Genomic DNA, 18,124 nt, shown 5'->3' with positions numbered 1-18,124 from the left:
GAACTGTAAAAGATGACGGATAATGATAACAATCGGACTGTCCCAAACGCGCTCCCGGTCGGGTACCGTTTCAATGAGTTTGAAATAAAAGAGGTGATTGGCGGCGGCGGATTCGGCATCGTCTATCGCGCCTGGGATCACCAGCTCGAACGCACTATCGCTATCAAAGAGTTTATGCCTTCCTCCCTCGCCGTACGCGGCGAGGATATGACGCTGGTGCTGCGCAGCGAGCGCTTTGGCAAAGCGTTTTCTGCGGGCCTCAACAGCTTCATCCAGGAAGCCCGCCTGCTGGCGCGCTTTAACCACCCGAACCTGCTGCACGTGCTGCGTTTCTGGGTGCAAAACGACACGGCCTACATGGGGACGCTGTTTTACAGCGGCACCACGCTGTCGCGTCTGCGCGAAGAAAAACCTGAGCTGATTAACGAGGCGTGGATCCGCCGTATGTTGCCGATGCTGTTTGGCGCCATCAAAACGATCCACGACGAAGGCTATCTGCACCGCGATATCTCGCTGGATAACATTCAGATTCAGGATAACGGCCTGCCGGTGCTGCTCGATTTCGGTTCGGCGCGCCGCACCATCGGCAACCTCTCGGACGAGACGGAAACCATGCTGCGTCCGGGATTTGCGCCTATTGAGCAGTACACCGACGACAATGAAAGCGAGCAGGGGCCGTGGACGGATATCTACGCGCTCGGCGCCGTGCTGCGCACCCTCATCGTGGGCTCACCGCCGCCGGTCAGCGTGGTGCGTTCGATTCAGGACACCTGCAAACCGCTGGTGGAGCTGATGCCGCAGGGGTATTCCATCCCGCTGCTACAGGCCATCGACAAGGCGCTGGCGCTGCATATGGAAGACCGTCCGCAATCCATCGAGGAGTTCGCGGCGCTGATCGAGATGCCCGTCGCCGGTATCGACGAAGTGCTGACCGCGAAAAAGACCGGCACGATGCTGGTGCCGGTGGAAGAGGAAGCGTCTGCTTCCGCGCTGGACTGGCGACGTTACAAGCTGCCGGGTCTGGTTGCTGCGGGCGTGCTGGTTGGGGTTGTAGCCGGCGCGATGCTGTTCGGCGGCGGCAGTCAGGATATGCCAGCGCAGACGGCGCAAACGCCTGCCGTGAGTCCTCCGGCTAACACCACCGCCGCACCGGAAACCAAACCGGCAGCCGCAGAGGTGAGCGAACCGGTTGCGCCACCGGCTACGACACAGCAGAGTGCGCCGCCAGTCGACGCCAGCCCGGTCGCGCTGGTCTATATCCGCATGCTGGATGGCGAGACGCTGAAGGTTAACGGCGAGCCGAAGGCGCTGCGTCCGGGCAATAACGGTTACGCATCGCTGAAGCTGCCGGCGGGTGAAACGCGTATTGAACTGGAAGGCAATGGAAGAACGCGTACCCAGACGCTGGATATTGCGAAGCCAGGCACCTGGCTGGTGAATCCGTAAGCCTGCGGGTAACAGGACGGAGCGAATGTATAACATCAAGTTTGTCTATCTTTTCCACGAGAACGTCTCGCCGGCGCTGTTTGCGAAAATTATCCGCCCGTCCGTTGCCGGGCAGTGGATTATGTCGGTTCCCGACCACTCGCTGCGCTCGCTCTTCACGCGCTACGATTTGCTGCGCACGATCACCGGCGCGAATCCTTATCAGTCCGGGCGTGATACCCGCACGCTGATCGCGCAGGATCTGGAGATGGGCAGGGTGGTCGCCATTGATGAAAGTTTTCGTGACTGGTCATCAGTAACTGAAATTTTTTATATCAACGCCAAAGGGCAACTTCAGGCTGCGTCCCTGGTCGGGCTGGGCTGGTATCCGGTGAGTACGATTGTCGACCGTTATGAAACCATGGTGAGAACGTATGGTTCTCGCCCTGCGCCAACGGTACTGCCGAAGCAGGTGGTGAAATCGAAAGCGGCGCAGGTGCCGGACGAGCCGACCCCGGGCAAAGACGGCAAAACCTATGCCGCACAGCTTCAGCAGATGACCAAAGCAGAACGCTGGCAGGCGCGTAAAGATCTGATCGCGAAGGGGAGCAGCAGCCTGTATCCGGACGCGCAGATCGCGGCTAAGCGGCTGGCGGCGAATAATATCGCGGTGGAAAAAGCGAAGCTGGCGGAGAATATTTACAAGACCGTCAACCCGCTGGAAGCCACGCCAGGCGTGCCGGAGGGATGGACGGATATCAGTAATGACGATGCGCTGTTAGGAAAGTTCGGGCTGAACAAATCGATGCTCTTTGACGATGACACATCCCCCAATTTTCTGGCGCGCGTCTATCAACCGAAGCCGGACGTGTTCGGCACTGACATGAACCCCACGCTGGTATTCAGGGGATCGCGCGAGCCTGGTTTCGCCTCGCTGTCTGAGAATGTCTCCTCTTTACTGACCAAAGGGGAGCTGGCGCCGGTGGTAAACGGGGCTGACTGGTCGAATAACTTCTCGCAGGGCATGGGTATGGCTTCAGATTATTATAAAAAGGCCGTGAGTATTGGTAAGGAGCTGGCAAGGTCAGGCCAGAATATTGATATTGCCGGACATTCCCTTGGCGGTGGCCTCGCCTCTGCAACCTCCATGGGTAGCGGGAAAGCGGGATGGACGTTCAATGCCGCAGGTCTGAATGCCGGAACCGTAGAAAAATACGGCGGCAAGCTATTAGGCAGTACGGATAATATCCAGGCGTATCGGGTAGAAGGTGAACTGCTCACCAGGATCCAGGAAGTTAATCCCTGGGAAGATCTTAAAACAATGAAAGGGCATGTCCCTTCGTGGATCCTCAAAGAGGAAATCTCTGCGCTGAGCCCCAACGCTGCCGGAATTCCTCACAATCTCCCTGGTGGAACCGGAAGCGCGCTGGACCGCCATGGCATTAACCAGGCGATAGATTGCATAGAGCAACAGAAGGATGAGGATATTTCGATAATCGGGAGTCGATTGTGAAAAAACGTTTGATGGCTTTTATCGCGTTATGTTTTTTATTCATGATTCAGGGGTGCAAGCAGGATATGGAACTTAATCCACAGGACTACTTCAGCGGCCAGCAGCTTGAACTGGCGAAAGCGATTGAGGAAGGCGACGTCGATGCGGTGAAGACGCTTGCGCCAGACAGCGACCTTAATCAACCGGGAAAGCAGGATATGACCCTGCTTTTCTGGGCCCTTGGCAACGCAATTAATGATAAAAAAACGTCGAACCATTTAGAGGTCATTACGTTACTTGTTCAGGCCGGCGCAGATCCGCTCCAGCCTCGACCGCAGGGAAAAAGCAGTCCTGCTGAATTTGCCCTGAAGGGAGACAGCGCGGACTGGATCGACGCGATGCTGGACGGTGGCCTCTCACCCAACGTGAAAGATAAGGTTTTTCACGAACCGATCGTCTTCCAGTCGCATAAAGCGAAAAATACAGAGACGCTGGAAGCCATGCTCGATCGCGGTGCTGACGCCAACTCAACCAACTCACTGGGTAAAACGCTGGTGTTCGATGCGCTGGATAACCAGTCATACGATCATGTGTTGTTGCTGCTCGATCGTGGAGCGGATCCGTCAATTAAGGCCAAAAATGGCTGGTCGATGAGCAATGCGCTCGCGGACGCGCTGAATGGACTTGACCGAGGCAGTGAGCAGTACGAAAAATTAAACGAAATAAAAGAGAAACTTATCCAGAAAGGGGGCGAATGGCCACCTCAGCCCGTTAAGTAATTGCTTAACGGCCATGAAAGTCAGAGATAAGGTTTTCATTTTCTGGGGATGCATGGATGCCCTGGCCATTGTGCTCTATTGTGCCCAGTCCGTGCGTCATGAGAGGATCCCTTTTATTTCCGATATACACGCCTTCAGTACGGTTGTGAACACGCTGTCTGCTGGCGGGTATAGCGCTCTGGTTACTCTTTTTTTTATTCTCGATTTCTTGCTGTTGCTCTCTTTTATTGCCTCAGCATGGTGCTTCTTTGCCCGGAATTTATACGCGAGCAGACTGGCATTCTGTCAGGAAATACTGCGTCTGGTTACATTTCGCTACTCAGTTTCCCTTTTTCCCCTGGTGTTAAGTTTCACGGGCGTGATGAATGTCTGGCTAAATGGCTTTTTGTTCTTTTTGTCAGAGTTTCTGAAAATCTATTCCCTGTGGATTTATAAATATGAAGGGGAAAGGCCCCCTGTTAAAGAGTAAGACTGCCAACAACCAGAACATTCACGTTTAAAAAAGCCTTGCGTTAATAATATTCTCAGCATAAACCATTACGGAATAAAGATTATGCTCAACCGAATTACCGTTCAGCTCCCGGTCGAGGGGCTGCTTTTCTGGAAACTCTCCGGCCGCGAAGCGATGTCCGAGTCGTTCGCGCTGACGCTGACCCTGCTCGGCACGGATGCGCGCATTGACCGCAGCAGGCTGCTCGGTCAGCCGGTCACGGTGACCATCCCCACGCAGAGCCTGCTCACTCCCCGCTACATCAACGGCAAGGTAACGCGCGTGGCGGTGAGCGCCGTGGAGCTGACGGGCACCCGCTACGCGGTATACCAGCTGACGGTGGAGCCGGACCTGTGGCCGATGAAGCGCGACCGTAACCTTCGGATCTTCCAGGGCCAGACGGTGCCGCAGATTGTGAAAACTCTGCTGGGTGAGCATCAGGTTAACCTCGAAGACAAGCTTACCGGCAGCTACCGGGTGTGGGACTACTGCGTGCAGTATCAGGAATCGAGCCTGGACTTTATCAGCCGCCTGATGGAGCTGGAGGGGATTGCGTACTACTTCAGCCACGAGGCCGACAAGCACACCCTGGTGCTGACTGACGCCGCGACGCAGCATCAGCCGTTCAGCGGCTACGAGGTCATCCCGTACCACCAGACGCCGTCCGGCGGCAGTACGGACGAAGAGGGCATCAGTCAGTGGGCGCTGGAGGACAGCGTGACGCCGGGGATTTACAGCCTTGACGACTACGACTTCCGCAAGCCGAACGCGTGGCTGTTCCAGGCCCAGCAGAACCCGGCGTCACCGAAGCCGGGCAGCATCGACGTGTACGACTGGCCGGGGCGCTTTGTGGACAAAGGTCACGGGGAGTTCTATGCCCGTATCCGTCAGGAGCGCTGGCAGGTGGAGCATCAGCAGATTCAGGCCACCGCCACGGCGGCGGGGATAGCGCCAGGGCACACCTTCACGTTAACCAACGCGCCGTTCTTCAGCGACAACGGGGAGTATCTGGTGACGGCAGCGGGCTACCACTTCGAGGAGAACCGCTACGCCAGCGGCGAGGGGGAGACCATACACCGTACCGATTTCACGGTCATTCCGTCGGCGGTGGTTTACCGTCCGGCGCAGAGCACGGCTTGGCCGCGCACCTACGGCCCGCAGACCGCGAAAGTGGTCGGGCCGAAGGGGGAGAGTATCTGGACGGATAAATATGGCCGGGTGAAGGTGAAGTTCCACTGGGACCGACTGGCGAAGGGCGATGACACCAGCTCCTGCTGGGTTCGCGTGTCGAGCGCGTGGGCGGGCCAGGGCTACGGCGGGGTGCAGATCCCGCGCGTCGGCGACGAGGTGGTGGTGGACTTTATCAACGGCGACCCGGACCGTCCGATTATTACCGGCCGCGTGTATAACGACGCGAGCATGCCACCGTGGGCGCTGCCGGCTGCGGCGACGCAGATGGGCTTTATGAGCCGCAGTAAGGATGGCCATAAAGATAATGCCAATGCCTTACGATTCGAGGATAAGGCTGGGCAAGAGCAGATCTGGATTCATGCAGAAAAAAACATGGACACCGAGATCGAGAACTGCGAGACACATGACGTAGGGGTAGACCGTAAAAAAATTATCGGCCGGGATGAGCACGTAACGGTTAAGCGTAACCGGGACGTGAACGTGGGGGCGAATTCAACCAGCAACACGGGTAATCAGCACAAATTCAATGTAGGTAAAAACCAAACCGTATTGACTATGGATAAAGAGGGAAATGCTCTGCTGGAAGCGACAACCTCGATTAAGTTAAAGGTGAATGATAACTACATTCTTATCACGCCATCGACAATTGAAATTATCGTTTCCGAAGGGACACTCAAGGCTGAGAGTATTACTGAGGCATCCTTCAAAGGGACGGAGTTGACGAAGTTAGGCGGCGGAATAAATGCCGAGATGAAAGCTAATGATACTCTTAATCTCAATGGTACAAACCTGACAGATATTAAAGGCGCTGTTGTTAAAATTAACAGCTAATATGTAGAAGGATTTTTGAACATGGGACAACCTGCCGCCAGAGCGACCATAGATGTCAGTGCACATTCGGGGCCAATACAGTCGGGAAGCCCGGACGTCATCATCGGTGGTTTTCCCGCCGCTCGAAAGAGTGATACGTTATCCTGCTCGACGCACGGCAGCGGTATTATTGTGGGGGGCTCCGGTACTGTCTTCGTTAACGGTATGCCACTTGCACGTCAAGGAGACAAGACGAAGTGTGATGTCAGCGGCTCACCGGCACCTGCCATACCGAAAGCAGCAGCACCTCAATATTGGGGGGGCTCGCTGGCGAAAAATGCCGGCGAAGATGGGATGATGCACGGCGAACATTTTGATGCTCGTGTTCTGGGTGCGTACGCCAGCCTCGAAGATAAAAACCTCAACGGTGATTTTGATACCGCTTCAGCTGGTTTTGCGTTGGCGGATATTACCATTGGGAATATGAAAAGTAAGGATCTGCTGCGGGCAGAAATGCGTAATAAACTCGCCGTCGCCAATGCAACGGGGTCTCTGTATGGTGGCGGCAACGATATTTATGGCTTCAATGCGAATGCCGCTGCGACAGGTGAGCAATACGGTGGTTCAGTTGCTGCGGGTAAAGAAGGAACGTTGTATGGTGGAGTATCAGGGGATGTAACTATCGGTACAGCAGAAGCTAAAGCCGTATTAGAAGTTTATACCGGCAATGATGGGAAGTATGGTTTGACTGCTGACGCTGGTGCGGAAGCGAAAGGAGTGAAAGGCGAAGTTTCAGGTAACCTTGATATTCTGGGCATCGTTTCCGGAGAAGCAAAAATCGACGGTAGCTTTGGGTCTGCTGGTCTCGCGGGAGGTGGAAGCGCTTTCTGGGACACTAAAGATTATTCCGTTAACGTCAGGGTAACAGGTGGGGCTGCAGGGCTTGTAGGGCTTAAGGGTGATGCAAGTCTGAAAGTGGCATTTAAGCCTATACTGGATTTCTTTGACTATTTGTATGGCGAAGAGGATGAGCCAGCCGTAACCTCTGTTCCGACAGAAAGCGGGGATGGGACAATTATTACCGGGTGTGTTACTGTTTTAATAGGCGATTAAAGGATGTGTGAGGACAATGAAATAATGAAATGGGCTGGCTTAACGATTTTTATTTTAATCACTTTGATCTATATCTGGAATGGAAAAGATCTGTATACAAAAGAAGAATGGCGTGGCTTTGGAATAAAATTCATTTCAGTACTGATTGGTGCATTTGTATTGGTCATTGTTTTGGTTGGCCTTTCTAAGTTCATCCCGTTGCTAACCAGAGAAACTGCACGGTCATTATCAGTAATAATACCAGCTTCCTTTATGGCAGTGCTTCTGTCGAAGTTTTTTGTCGTGATGTTGAATAATATTTTCGATATTATTATGCGATTCCACAAGCGCTATAACACTGCAGCAAACTATTCAAAATTATTATCACTATCTGGTAAGTATGGGGCAAAATTACGCCTGGTAGTAAAGTGTCTAGCCTCGTTAGGCTGTATCTTAATGTTCTATGGTATCTGGTTTGGCAGCACTGTCTGAGTTGAAGAGGTTTTATGAACACTGATAATAATTATGCTTTTCCCGTCGTCTCAACCGCAACCAATGAAGAGATTAAGGCGAACTACTGGAAATGCCTGTATACCTCTGCTGATAATAAAATGCTTCAGTACTGGGTGATTTTGCCAAATCGTGTTAAGCCAGCTGAACTGGCCCCGCAGCACCTTCCTGAGGTCGGCTTGACGAACTTGGGTCGCTATGCCACCGATGATGCGCAGCCCTATATGGAAGTTTGGGCCGCTTATGAACGCTGTCTGTGGGAGATGAATCCCTCTGATTGGCTGTTTAATAAACTGGAACTGATGGGCGAGAAAGTGTTGAACCAGCGCTTGATTACGCATCCTTCCGGTAGTGGCCTTTTTGCAGATGTGCTAACTCTCAAAACGCACTCGTCCGGCGACGAGGTCATTTCACGTTATACCGTACAGAAAGATTACAATCCGCAAGAAGGAGGCGGGAATTATTTCCTGATTAAAGCGGCCTGTGCCGCTCGCGACTACCCTGCGCTGGCGAATGATATTTACTTTACTGTGGTGAACTGGGATTTACTGCATCGTAGTAACCTGGTTCTGGCTGAACTGCTTAAGACCGTGAGCCTCAGCGCTAAAAACAGCAGTGGATTTAAAGTACCGGAATCCTGGCAGGTGAATCCTCTTACAGAAACGCGTCTGGTGGTCGAGCACTCGTTTGATGGCACTAACTACGGTGTCATTAATCTTTGCTTTTTTTCGCAGGAGATGGTGTTTACCGCGCAGGATGTTTTTAGCGTTTCGATTAAACGGTTTCACGATCGAGAACCTGCCGTTACGCTTAAAACTGAAGCACTTGCTACTATTCCAAATGAGTTTAATCCATCCCTCGGAAAAACACTGTGGACATGCCGGGGGGAAATGTTCAGCGCAGAGGAAGAAATGCGCGCTGTTTACCAGTGCTATATTTTTAGCGTGGGCAAAGTCTGGTGCTATGCAGAACTGATTGGCAGACACCGTAACTATCATGATTACCACTTCGAGGCGAATAAACGCTGCCTCGAAATCATCCTGTCAACATTCCATATAGAAATGCCTAAACCTTGAATCTATATTCAGGAAAATTCACACGCAGCGTGAATTTTCCTTTTTTAGATGGACGTTAAATTTGTCAATTTCCCTACATTATTAATATTATCTCCACGATAAACCATCACGATCAGAAGTCGAGTCTGAAATTCATCAGTTGTCTGATGGAACATCAGCAGATTCAAGCCATCACCACGGCGGCAAAGATTGCACCAGATCACATCTTCACAGATGCTTTCAAGCGAAAAGAATATATTTGAGGTGTCTCATGAGTAAAGAAAATCACACCGCATTGGATTATATCGATGATACTATTGATGCAATTAATTATCGATTAGAACAAAATCCAACATTTTCTTTATATGTTATGGCGAAGAGTCAGTTGGGTTATGTTAAATCTCTTCTAACTGGTGCTGAAAAAAATAAAAGCAAATTACATTCATTGAATCTTGGAGTTCTTGCATCCAAAGAGTTTGATACTACCGATACTGAACTTGCTAAGCATTTGTCCAATGCTAATTATATAGCGTCACAGATGGAGCAAGGATTAAAAATCACTCTACCTCATGAAAAAGATTTGGAGTATTTAAAAAGACAAAAAAGATACCATAAGTAATCAGTGTTTTCAGCTATTTTCTGACAGGTGTTAATATCCTTTAGGCCTTGTTTTACCCTATCTGGTTTGGCAGTGCAGTTTCCCTGGGGAGCATACTTATGTTTTCAGGCTTATGGCTTAAATAATTACGACATTAACTAAAATTATCTAAATAAAACTACAGGAAAAGCGGCTTTATTTTTTGGCAAGAGAAATAACTCTTACAGCTACTCATTATCACATCAACAGCATTCCCGCTTTGCGTATTGAGATGAGTTAACTTCTGGCACTGAGATTAGTCCATAGTGGAATAAAGATTATGCTCAACCGAATTACCGTTCAGCTCCCGGTGGAGGGGCTTCTGTTCTGGAAACTGACGGGCCGTGAGGCGATGTCCGAGTCGTTCGCCCTGACGCTGACAGTGCTCGGCACGGACGCGCGCATCGACCGCAGTAAGCTGCTCGGCCAGCCGGTCACGGTGACCATCCCGACGCAGAACCTGCTGACCTCCCGCTACATTAACGGCAAGATTACCCGGGTGGCGGTCAGCGCCGTTGAGCTGACGGGCACGCGCTATGCGGTGTACCAGCTCACGGTGGAGCCGGACCTGTGGCCGATGAAGCGCGATCGTAACCTGCGTATTTTCCAGGGCCAGACGGTGCCGCAGATTGTCAAAACCCTGCTGGGCGAGCATCAGGTCAACGTTGAGGATAAACTCACCGGCAGCTACCGGGTGTGGGACTACTGCGTGCAGTATCAGGAGTCGAGCCTGGACTTCATCAGCCGCCTGATGGAGCTGGAGGGGATTGCGTATCACTTCAGCCACGAGGCGGACAAACACACCCTGGTGCTCACCGACGCCGCCACGCAGCATCAGCCGTTCAGCGGCTATGAGGTCATTCCTTACCACCAGACGCCGTCCGGCGGCAGTACGGATGAAGAGGGCATCAGCCAGTGGGCGCTGGAGGACAGCGTGACGCCGGGGATTTACAGCCTCGACGACTATGACTTCCGCAAGCCGAACGCGTGGCTGTTCCAGGCCCAGCAGAACCCGGCGTCGCCGAAGCCGGGGAGCATCGACGTGTATGACTGGCCGGGACGCTTTGTGGACAAAGGTCACGGGGAGTTCTATGCCCGTATCCGTCAGGAGCGCTGGCAGGTTGAGCATCAGCAGATTCAGGCCACCGCCACGGCGGCGGGGATTGCGCCCGGGCACACCTTCACCTTAACCAACGCGCCGTTCTTCAGCGACAACGGCGAGTATCTGGTGACGGCGGCGGGTTACCACTTCGAAGAGAACCGCTACGCGAGCGGCGAGGGGGAGACCGTTCACCGTACCGATTTCACGGTCATCCCGTCGGCGGTGGTGTACCGTCCGGCGCAGAGCACGGCGTGGCCGCGCACCTATGGCCCGCAGACCGCGAAAGTGGTGGGGCCGAAGGGGGAGAGTATCTGGACGGACAAATACGGCCGGGTGAAGGTGAAATTCCACTGGGACCGTCTGGCGAAGGGCGATGACACCAGCTCCTGCTGGGTGCGCGTGTCGAGCGCGTGGGCGGGCCAGGGCTACGGCGGGGTGCAGATCCCGCGCGTCGGCGACGAGGTGGTGGTGGACTTTATCAACGGCGACCCGGACCGTCCGATTATAACCGGGCGCGTGTACAACGACGCGAGCATGCCGCCGTGGGCGCTGCCGGCGGCAGCGACGCAGATGGGTTTTATGAGCCGCTCTAAGGGGGGCTCCGTGGACAACGCCAACGCCCTGCGCTTTGAGGACAAGGCGGGCGCAGAGCAGGTGTGGATCCAGGCCGAGCGCAACATGGACACCAGCGTTAAAAACGATGAAACGCACAGCGTCGGCGGGGCGCGCAGCCATTACGTGAAGAAAAATGAACTGCATCGCGTGGAAGCGAACCAGACTCAGGCGGTGAAAGGCGGAACCGAGATCCTGACGGGGAAAGGCAAGCTGGATGCGGCGGTGGAGCAGTACGTCATTGCTTCCGGGACGAAGCTGCGGCTGGTCTCAGGTGAGAGCGCTATTGAGCTGAACGCTAACGGCAAGATTAACCTGATCGGCAAAGAGTTCAACTTCTTCGTGGAAGGGGATGGTTATATCACCACGGGCGGTAAGCTGCATCTGAATACCTCTGGCACCAAGCCGGGCACAACGGCGCCGGGTTCTGGGCATAAAGGGGATATTGATGCGGCGGTGCAGGAGAAATTTACGCCGGGAAAGGAGAGTAAGGCTGGTTTGGCTGCCAGCGCACCTGCCGAAACCTCTAAAAACGCTACGCCTCCGGCATCCAGTGTTCCTTCAAGCGGATATGGAAAGGATGTGGATAGTCTTGTCGATAAATCACCTACTATGAAAAATGACATAGCTACGTTAAAGAAACGAGGCTGGACATTTGAAGAAGGTGAAGCAGGCAAGGGGACGTTTGCCAATCGTCAAAAGCGCGTTATTACCGTTGATAAAAATGAGCTCGGTAACCCGAATGCAGTCGTTCAGTCTCTGTCACATGAAAGTGGTCACGCTTTATATGAACCCAACATTGATTTTTCTTCGCGCGACGCCTATCTCAACAGCACACTCAGTGATGAAGGCGCTGCAACGTTGAACAATATCCGGGTCCAACGTGAAATCATAGCCAACAAGGGCGGGGATATAGGTATTGCGGGCAATCCGGCAAATCAGCCACAATATAATCGTATCTATGATTCGCTCGAACGCGGGGCCATAAAGGAAAGTGAATCGCGCACGCAGATAGGCCGTATCTTTGGCAAAGGCGAACAAACGTCTACCACGGGGCAATATTACGAAGATTATTATGGCGGTTGGTATGATAAAAATTATCCATAGTCTAAAAACGAGTGCAGTGCTTGCGGCTTTATTAACGACAGGAATGGCAGGAGGTAACATGCAGAAACAGGATCTTTGGCAGTTCATTGCAGAAATGAGCGCATCACTCAAAACGTTGTCCGTTAACAGTCTGGATAACGCTCCGTTGTCATTCAAGCTAACGAAACAAAATGAATATATCAATTTCTATAATGCCGACGATATCAAACTGGCGGATGGAACGAACATTACTGCAATTGATTTACGTTTAAGTAGAGAAAGTGACGGGATGGCACCGTTACTGAATTTTTCACCGTCCGGCCAGTGCATCACTCTCGACACTGTTAAAAAACATTATCCGCAACTGACGTTAACTGATTATCCCCGAGGCCGTTCGGAGAACGAAGTGACCAGTTATACAGCGGCAAAGGATATGAATGGGCAAAAAATAAGCTTCAGTTTCACGGTAAAAAAACCTGACTGCTTGGGTGGGGTCGCTATTAGCACTGACTAAAAATGATTATTTCATTACTCACCGCTTTTTAAAGTGGTGAGTGGCATAATATTTATCCAGCAAATGATGATTAACGTGAAAAAACGCCTTTCTGTCTCTCTTTTTTTTACCCTCATGTCTACCTTTCTGAGCAGTTATGAAGTAGTGGCTCAGACTATGCCGCCCATTCTGGCTAAAGAGGATTTTTCTCTGCTGATAAAAGATCAGATTATGGCACTGGGTGATAGATGGAGTCCTGAGGTTGCGCGTAAAATTGCAGTTTCTGTGGAAGGTAGTTTTGTCGGTGAGGTTCCTTTTGACGAAACGAACTATAAATTCTACCAGCATCAGAAGGCTGGGTTAAAAATATTCAGTTCCAATCTCTGGTGGGATAAAACCGAGCGAAGTGTTGACGATTATATTGTGGCGCAGATTACGTTAACTGCTGCGGATGGCAAAACAGTTCGCGGGATCCATATTGGTTCAACAATAAATGAACTTAATAAAGCTTACGGCAGTGGTCAGGTCGAAAATGATTCCGGGGAGCAGTGGGTTTCCTATGAAATGGGTAAGAAATTGCTCTCTTTTGAGGTTAAAGACAGTAAGGTTGTGAAAATAACGATGAATTACGATAATGGTACCGCTGAGTGATTTATGACCAAAAAACATTTGGCAGCCATATTGTTCACAGCTTTATTGACAGGCGTAGTTGAAACGTCAACGGCGCTTGAATTATCCCAATACAACAAGCTCGATACGGTTAGTCACATCGTTAACGACAGCGAAGTGACAGACAATCTCAAAAAAACGCTGGGAAATAATTACCAGACCTTTATTGATAACTTTGATGTTTTCGGTGAACCGCATACTATCACAGGTGGCGGATTGTTTGTTGAAGGCTGGCTAAAAGATCTCTATCAGGAGAACGCGTCAGCGATGGTCATCAATCCTGACGGCAAAATCTTTGCAGCCTGGGTGGTTCCGGCGTCGGATGTTATTCATTACCAGTCAACTGACAATAGCCCGGCTATTCATGCCGATATTCAGCAATGGGCCGCCAGATTCAATACGATGCATTTTGCAACATTCGGCCAATCAAAACCCGCGTTTGACGGAGAGTGGGTTGGCGAATTCGAGAACGACTCGACGTTAACCCTGCGGTTAGCTGAATCAGACAACCGGATCACCGGCTCTTATTGCTATATCTCCCAGAGAGGAAACCGCATTGATTGCCCGGAAGATGATGAACAAAATCTTAGCGGTACGATCGCTGGCAATCGTGCCAACGTTGAGTTCAACTCATCGTTTGGCGGCGTAGGTGGACGGGCTGTTCTGGAGATAAAGGGGCGTGAAATGGAGTGGCGTTTAATTACTCCTCCTCAAAAAGGAAATTACTATGCTCCGCTGCGGTATACGTTAAGTAAAGCCGCTTCGGTTCAAAACGCGGAAACCAGAAAACTGGACACCGATAAATTCGCTATTTCGCTGATAAACAAATGCGGCCATTTTGAGAGAAAATGTGACGAGATGGTTTATCTCGGCGTGCGCAAAAGCGATAACAGTACGATCTCCTTAATGGGAAAAACGTTGCGCGACTCGGCAGGTAAAATAATCGGCTCAACGTACAACAATGGCGAGATCGTTTACACCGTGACGTATGCACCTGTGAAATTGGTTGTCAGCAAAGGCAACCATGTTTTAGTCGAACAGTCAGGCCAGTGGCTTAAATAACAAAACAGCCAGACAAAGGGCCAGCATGGATTGGCCTCTTTTGTTTCTCATCATATTAATCATCCCGAGTTCACTTATGAAATACACCCTCCAGGAAGGTTCGTTTTCCCTATTTCCTGCTGCCTGGCAGGATAACAGCATGAACATCATTCGCGATGACGAAAGCGGGCTGTCCGTGGTGGTCAGCCGCGGCGCTATCCCGGACCGCAGCGACTACGAACAAGAGTTCCACCGCCAGTGGGACGTGCTGCGTCCTCAGATGGGTGAGATCGCCCAGAGCGAATTCCGGAGCGTAAAAGCCGGGCCTGACGGAAAAATTAGCGGACTGGAAGTCGAGACCACCTTTGACCGCAACGGGCAGCGCCTGTGGCAAAAACAGCTGGCCGTGCAGACGCCGGACAAACCGGTATTGATGGTTTTTACCCTCTCAGCGCTCAGAGCATTCACTGAAGAGGACGAGGTGCGCTGGAGCGCGCTTAAGCAAAGTCTGACGCTAAACGACAACCGGAATGTGTAAGGCATGAGCGATAACAACGCGGCCCGTAAGGGCGACGAGATTATTCACTCCAGCATTTTTGCTGATATAACCAGCATTGTGGCGGAAGGTGCCGCCTATGCGGTGATCGGCGCGGCGGTGGGCGCGGCAGCGACCGTCGCGGCTCCGCTGCTGGGTGCCGGGGCCGCTGCCGCAGGCGTGGCGGCGATAGGATCCAGCTGTCTGTTGAGCGGCATTATCGGCGGGGTTCTGGCGAACGTCGCCGGGATCACCGACGATATCAGCAACGCCGCTGAAGGGCTGGGTAACGCGCTTTTCCCGCCGTCGCCTGCGGGTAAAATCACTACCGGTTCCAGCAACGTTCTGACCAATGCGATCCCGGCTGCACGCGCAGCCGGGACCTTGACGCCTGCCGATACTCCTTCCCCTGAGCCGCACTCTCCGGGCAGCTTTGCCGACTACGCGGGCATGCTGCTTTCCGCCGCCGGACAGTTCGGCAGCGAAATGTGGCAGCCGAGCGTGGCCTCTGCCGCTGCCGGCACCTCGCCGCTGGAAGAAGACAAGGTGGCGTGCGATAAACACTCCGGGCCGCAGTATCTGGCTGAAGGCTCCAAAAGCGTCTTTATCAACGGGCAGCCTGCGGTGCGCGCGAAAGATCGCACCACCTGCGAGGGCACCGTGTCCGACGACGTCTCCCCGAACGTGATCATCGGCGGCGACACGCTGACGGTCCGCGACATCAAAAGCGGCAAAACGCCGGGCCTGGCGCTGGGGATGATTGCGCTCTCCCTGCTGCGCGGGCGTCCTGGCAAGATTTTGAAAAACATGCCTTGCGCGCTGGCGTCTGCCGGCGGCGGGATGCTGGCGGATATGGCGGTCAACGCGGTGTTCGGCTCCTCGCACCCGGTTCACGCCGCCACCGGCGTGAAGGTGCTGAATGACGACGATGAACTCGATTTCACGCTGCCGGGGCGCTTTCCTTTGCGCTGGCAGCGCAGCTACAACAGCCTGACCACCCGCGAAGGGCTGTTTGGCCTCGGCTGGGCAACCATCTTTGACAGCTATCTGACGCTGGAAGAAAACAACGCCACCTGGTTCGACGAAACCGGGCGCGAGCTGAGCTTTACGCTGCCGCCGGTCGATCGCGCGTTTTACAGCATTAGCGAAGGCATTATTATCCGTCGCAATGACAGCGGCGACGTGGCGATTGCCGACGATGACGGCGCGGTGTGGCGTCTGTATAAACCGACCCGCGCTAACCCCTCCATCCTGCGTCTGGCGTCCCTCAGCGATGAATACGGCAACGCGCTGCTGACGGAGTGGGACGAGCACGGCAGGCTGGTCGGTCTTCACGACGAGCCGCGGGCGATTGACGTCACCCTACGCTATGAGGACGAGCGTTTCCCGCAGCGCGTTACCTCGGCGAGCCATTTTGACGGCAGCCGCACCTGGCCGCTGATGCAGTGGGGCTACGACGGACGCGGCCAGCTGGCCAGCGCGACGGATGCCTCCGGTGTAGTGACCCGTGAATACCGCTATAACGATAACGGTCTGATGGTCTGGCACCGCCTGCCGGGCGGGCTGGAGAGCGAATACCGCTGGCAAAAATTCGACCACTGGCGCGTGGTGGAAAACCGCACCAGCACCGGCGACGGTTGCCGCTTTAGCTACGATTTAACCGCCGGGCTGACCACCGTCGAGCACTACGATGGACAGACGCGAAAGCACTACTGGAACGCGCAGAGCCTGATTGTTCGCTACGTTGACGAGCGCGGCGAGAACTGGCGCTACGAGTGGGATGAAAATGAGCTTCTGACGCGCCGCATCGATCCGCTCGGCAATGCCGTCACCTTCGTCTATGACGAGATGGGCAATCGGGTGCAGGAGATCGACGCAGACGGTAACGCCCGCACCACCACCTGGCTGGAGCACCGTGCGCTTCCGGCGTCAATCATTGAAGCAGACGGTAGCGCGACCCGCTTCTGGTACGACGAACATCACGGGCTGAAGCGCGTGGTAGATCCAATCGGGCACGTTACGCAACTGCGTCGGGACGAGTATGGGCAGGTGGTTGAAGAGGTGGATGCCGCCGGCAACAGCCGCTTCCAGGAGTACAACGAGGCCGGACAGGTGGTTCGCGCCACGGACTGCTCTGGTCGGGTTACTCAGTATCGCTATCATCCGCTGGGCTGGCTGGTGGCTGAGATCAGCGCTGACGGCGAAGAGACGCGCTACCGCTACGATGCCGCGGGGCGTCCGGTACAGCTCGATCGCCCGGAAGGGTGGACAGAGTCGCTCAAATGGAACGAGCGTGGTCTGCCGGTAAAGCATGCAGGTGCCGACGGGAAAGAGAGCGAGTTTAAATACGATGACGCGGGGCGTTTAACCGCCACGCGTAATACGCAGGGTGAAGAGGTTCGTCGCCGCTGGGACAGCCGCGGGCGTCTGATTGCTCTGGAAAACGAAAACGGCGAAGCGTACCGGTTTATCTGGGGCGAAGACTCGCTGCTGCTGGAAGAGGTGGGGCTTGATGGCGTGGCCTCGCAGTATCGCTACGATGCCTGTGGCCGCACGATAGCACGCACCTTTGCCGCCGGACATCCGGAGGCCATCACGCATGCCTTCGCCTGGAGCGCGAGCGGTCAGCTGGTGGCCCGCACCACGCCGGAAGGGCAGACCCGCTACCACTACACGCCGTCCGGGCTGTTAAGCCGGATTGGGCTGCATCCTGCGCTTTCAGCCAATGCCTGGAGCACCGAGGCGGAGCAGGAGCTCGCCTTTGAGTATGACGCGCTCGGCCGCGTGACGCGCGAAGCGGGCGAGCACGGTGAGCTGGCGTGGGAGTATGATGCGCTGGGCAACCGCACCTCCGTCACGCTGCCCGATGGCCGCGAGCTGAAACAGTTCTACTACGGCAGCGGACATCTGCTCAGCATTGCTCTGGATAAGCTCTCGGTTTCCGATTTTACCCGCGACGAACTCCACCGCGAGACCAGTCGCACGCAGGGGCTGCTGACCACCCGCAGCGAATACGACCGCCTTGGTCGCCTGCATCGGCGGGACGTCTTTACCGGCAACGCCCAGCGCCCGTCGCCGCGCCGCTGGTCCCGCCGCTGGGATTAC

At 53.8% G+C, this 18,124-nt stretch carries 15 protein-coding genes; all 15 read left to right on the top strand.

Annotation, left to right across the window (positions count from 1 at the left end; all coding sequences use genetic code 11):
* The first annotated feature begins 12 nt into the window (after positions 1–12).
* Complete coding sequence (locus IM300_RS14090) at positions 13–1,446, top strand: serine/threonine-protein kinase (protein ID WP_193037027.1); 1,434 nt, start codon at positions 13–15, stop codon at positions 1,444–1,446.
* 25 nt (positions 1,447–1,471) lie between these two features.
* The gene (locus tag IM300_RS14085; RefSeq protein ID WP_193037025.1) at positions 1,472–2,938 is read left to right on the top strand and encodes a phospholipase; all 1,467 of its coding nucleotides are present in this window, start codon (positions 1,472–1,474) and stop codon (positions 2,936–2,938) included.
* Positions 2,939–2,949: 11 nt separating this feature from the next.
* A complete protein-coding gene (locus IM300_RS14080) occupies positions 2,950–3,696 on the top strand; it encodes an ankyrin repeat domain-containing protein (protein WP_193037094.1) in 747 nt (248 codons plus the stop codon).
* A gap of 52 nt (positions 3,697–3,748) precedes the next feature.
* Positions 3,749–4,165: a hypothetical protein gene (locus tag IM300_RS14075; protein WP_226842297.1), complete on the top strand. Its 417-nt coding sequence runs from the start codon at positions 3,749–3,751 to the stop codon at positions 4,163–4,165.
* Positions 4,166–4,249: 84 nt separating this feature from the next.
* Positions 4,250–6,208, top strand: a complete 1,959-nt coding sequence (locus tag IM300_RS14070; protein ID WP_193037021.1) for a type VI secretion system Vgr family protein — start codon at positions 4,250–4,252, stop codon at positions 6,206–6,208.
* A gap of 21 nt (positions 6,209–6,229) precedes the next feature.
* Positions 6,230–7,300 (top strand): PAAR domain-containing protein, encoded by a 1,071-nt coding sequence (locus IM300_RS14065; protein ID WP_063868531.1) that lies wholly within the window; start codon positions 6,230–6,232, stop codon positions 7,298–7,300.
* Positions 7,301–7,324: 24 nt separating this feature from the next.
* The gene (locus tag IM300_RS14060; RefSeq protein ID WP_063868532.1) at positions 7,325–7,771 is read left to right on the top strand and encodes a hypothetical protein; all 447 of its coding nucleotides are present in this window, start codon (positions 7,325–7,327) and stop codon (positions 7,769–7,771) included.
* Between the two features lie 14 nt (positions 7,772–7,785).
* The gene (locus IM300_RS14055) at positions 7,786–8,865 is read left to right on the top strand and encodes a hypothetical protein (protein ID WP_063868533.1); all 1,080 of its coding nucleotides are present in this window, start codon (positions 7,786–7,788) and stop codon (positions 8,863–8,865) included.
* Positions 8,866–9,115: 250 nt separating this feature from the next.
* Positions 9,116–9,463: an immunity protein Tsi6 family protein gene (locus IM300_RS14050; protein WP_063868535.1), complete on the top strand. Its 348-nt coding sequence runs from the start codon at positions 9,116–9,118 to the stop codon at positions 9,461–9,463.
* Positions 9,464–9,761: 298 nt separating this feature from the next.
* Positions 9,762–12,302: a type VI secretion system Vgr family protein gene (locus IM300_RS14045; protein ID WP_193037019.1), complete on the top strand. Its 2,541-nt coding sequence runs from the start codon at positions 9,762–9,764 to the stop codon at positions 12,300–12,302.
* Positions 12,283–12,795, top strand: coding sequence for a hypothetical protein (locus IM300_RS14040; RefSeq protein ID WP_063868538.1), 513 nt, complete (start codon positions 12,283–12,285; stop codon positions 12,793–12,795). Before IM300_RS14045 ends, IM300_RS14040 begins: the two co-directional genes overlap by 20 nt.
* Before the next feature lie 66 nt (positions 12,796–12,861).
* Entirely contained in the window at positions 12,862–13,425 is a 564-nt protein-coding gene (locus IM300_RS14035; protein ID WP_226842299.1) for a hypothetical protein, read from the top strand.
* A 3-nt stretch (positions 13,426–13,428) separates the two neighbouring features.
* Entirely contained in the window at positions 13,429–14,505 is a 1,077-nt protein-coding gene (locus IM300_RS14030; RefSeq protein ID WP_107535505.1) for a hypothetical protein, read from the top strand.
* 76 nt (positions 14,506–14,581) lie between these two features.
* A complete protein-coding gene (locus IM300_RS14025; protein ID WP_107535504.1) occupies positions 14,582–15,022 on the top strand; it encodes a DcrB-related protein in 441 nt (146 codons plus the stop codon).
* Positions 15,023–15,025: 3 nt separating this feature from the next.
* Positions 15,026–18,124 (top strand): DUF6531 domain-containing protein (locus IM300_RS14020; RefSeq protein WP_193037017.1); only part of this gene is annotated, 3,099 nt, incomplete at its 3' end.

Source organism: Enterobacter cloacae complex sp. I2 (assembly GCF_014896205.1).
Taxonomy (GTDB): Bacteria; Pseudomonadota; Gammaproteobacteria; order Enterobacterales; family Enterobacteriaceae; genus Enterobacter; species Enterobacter quasihormaechei.
This window is presented reverse-complemented; position numbering and strand designations above follow the sequence as displayed.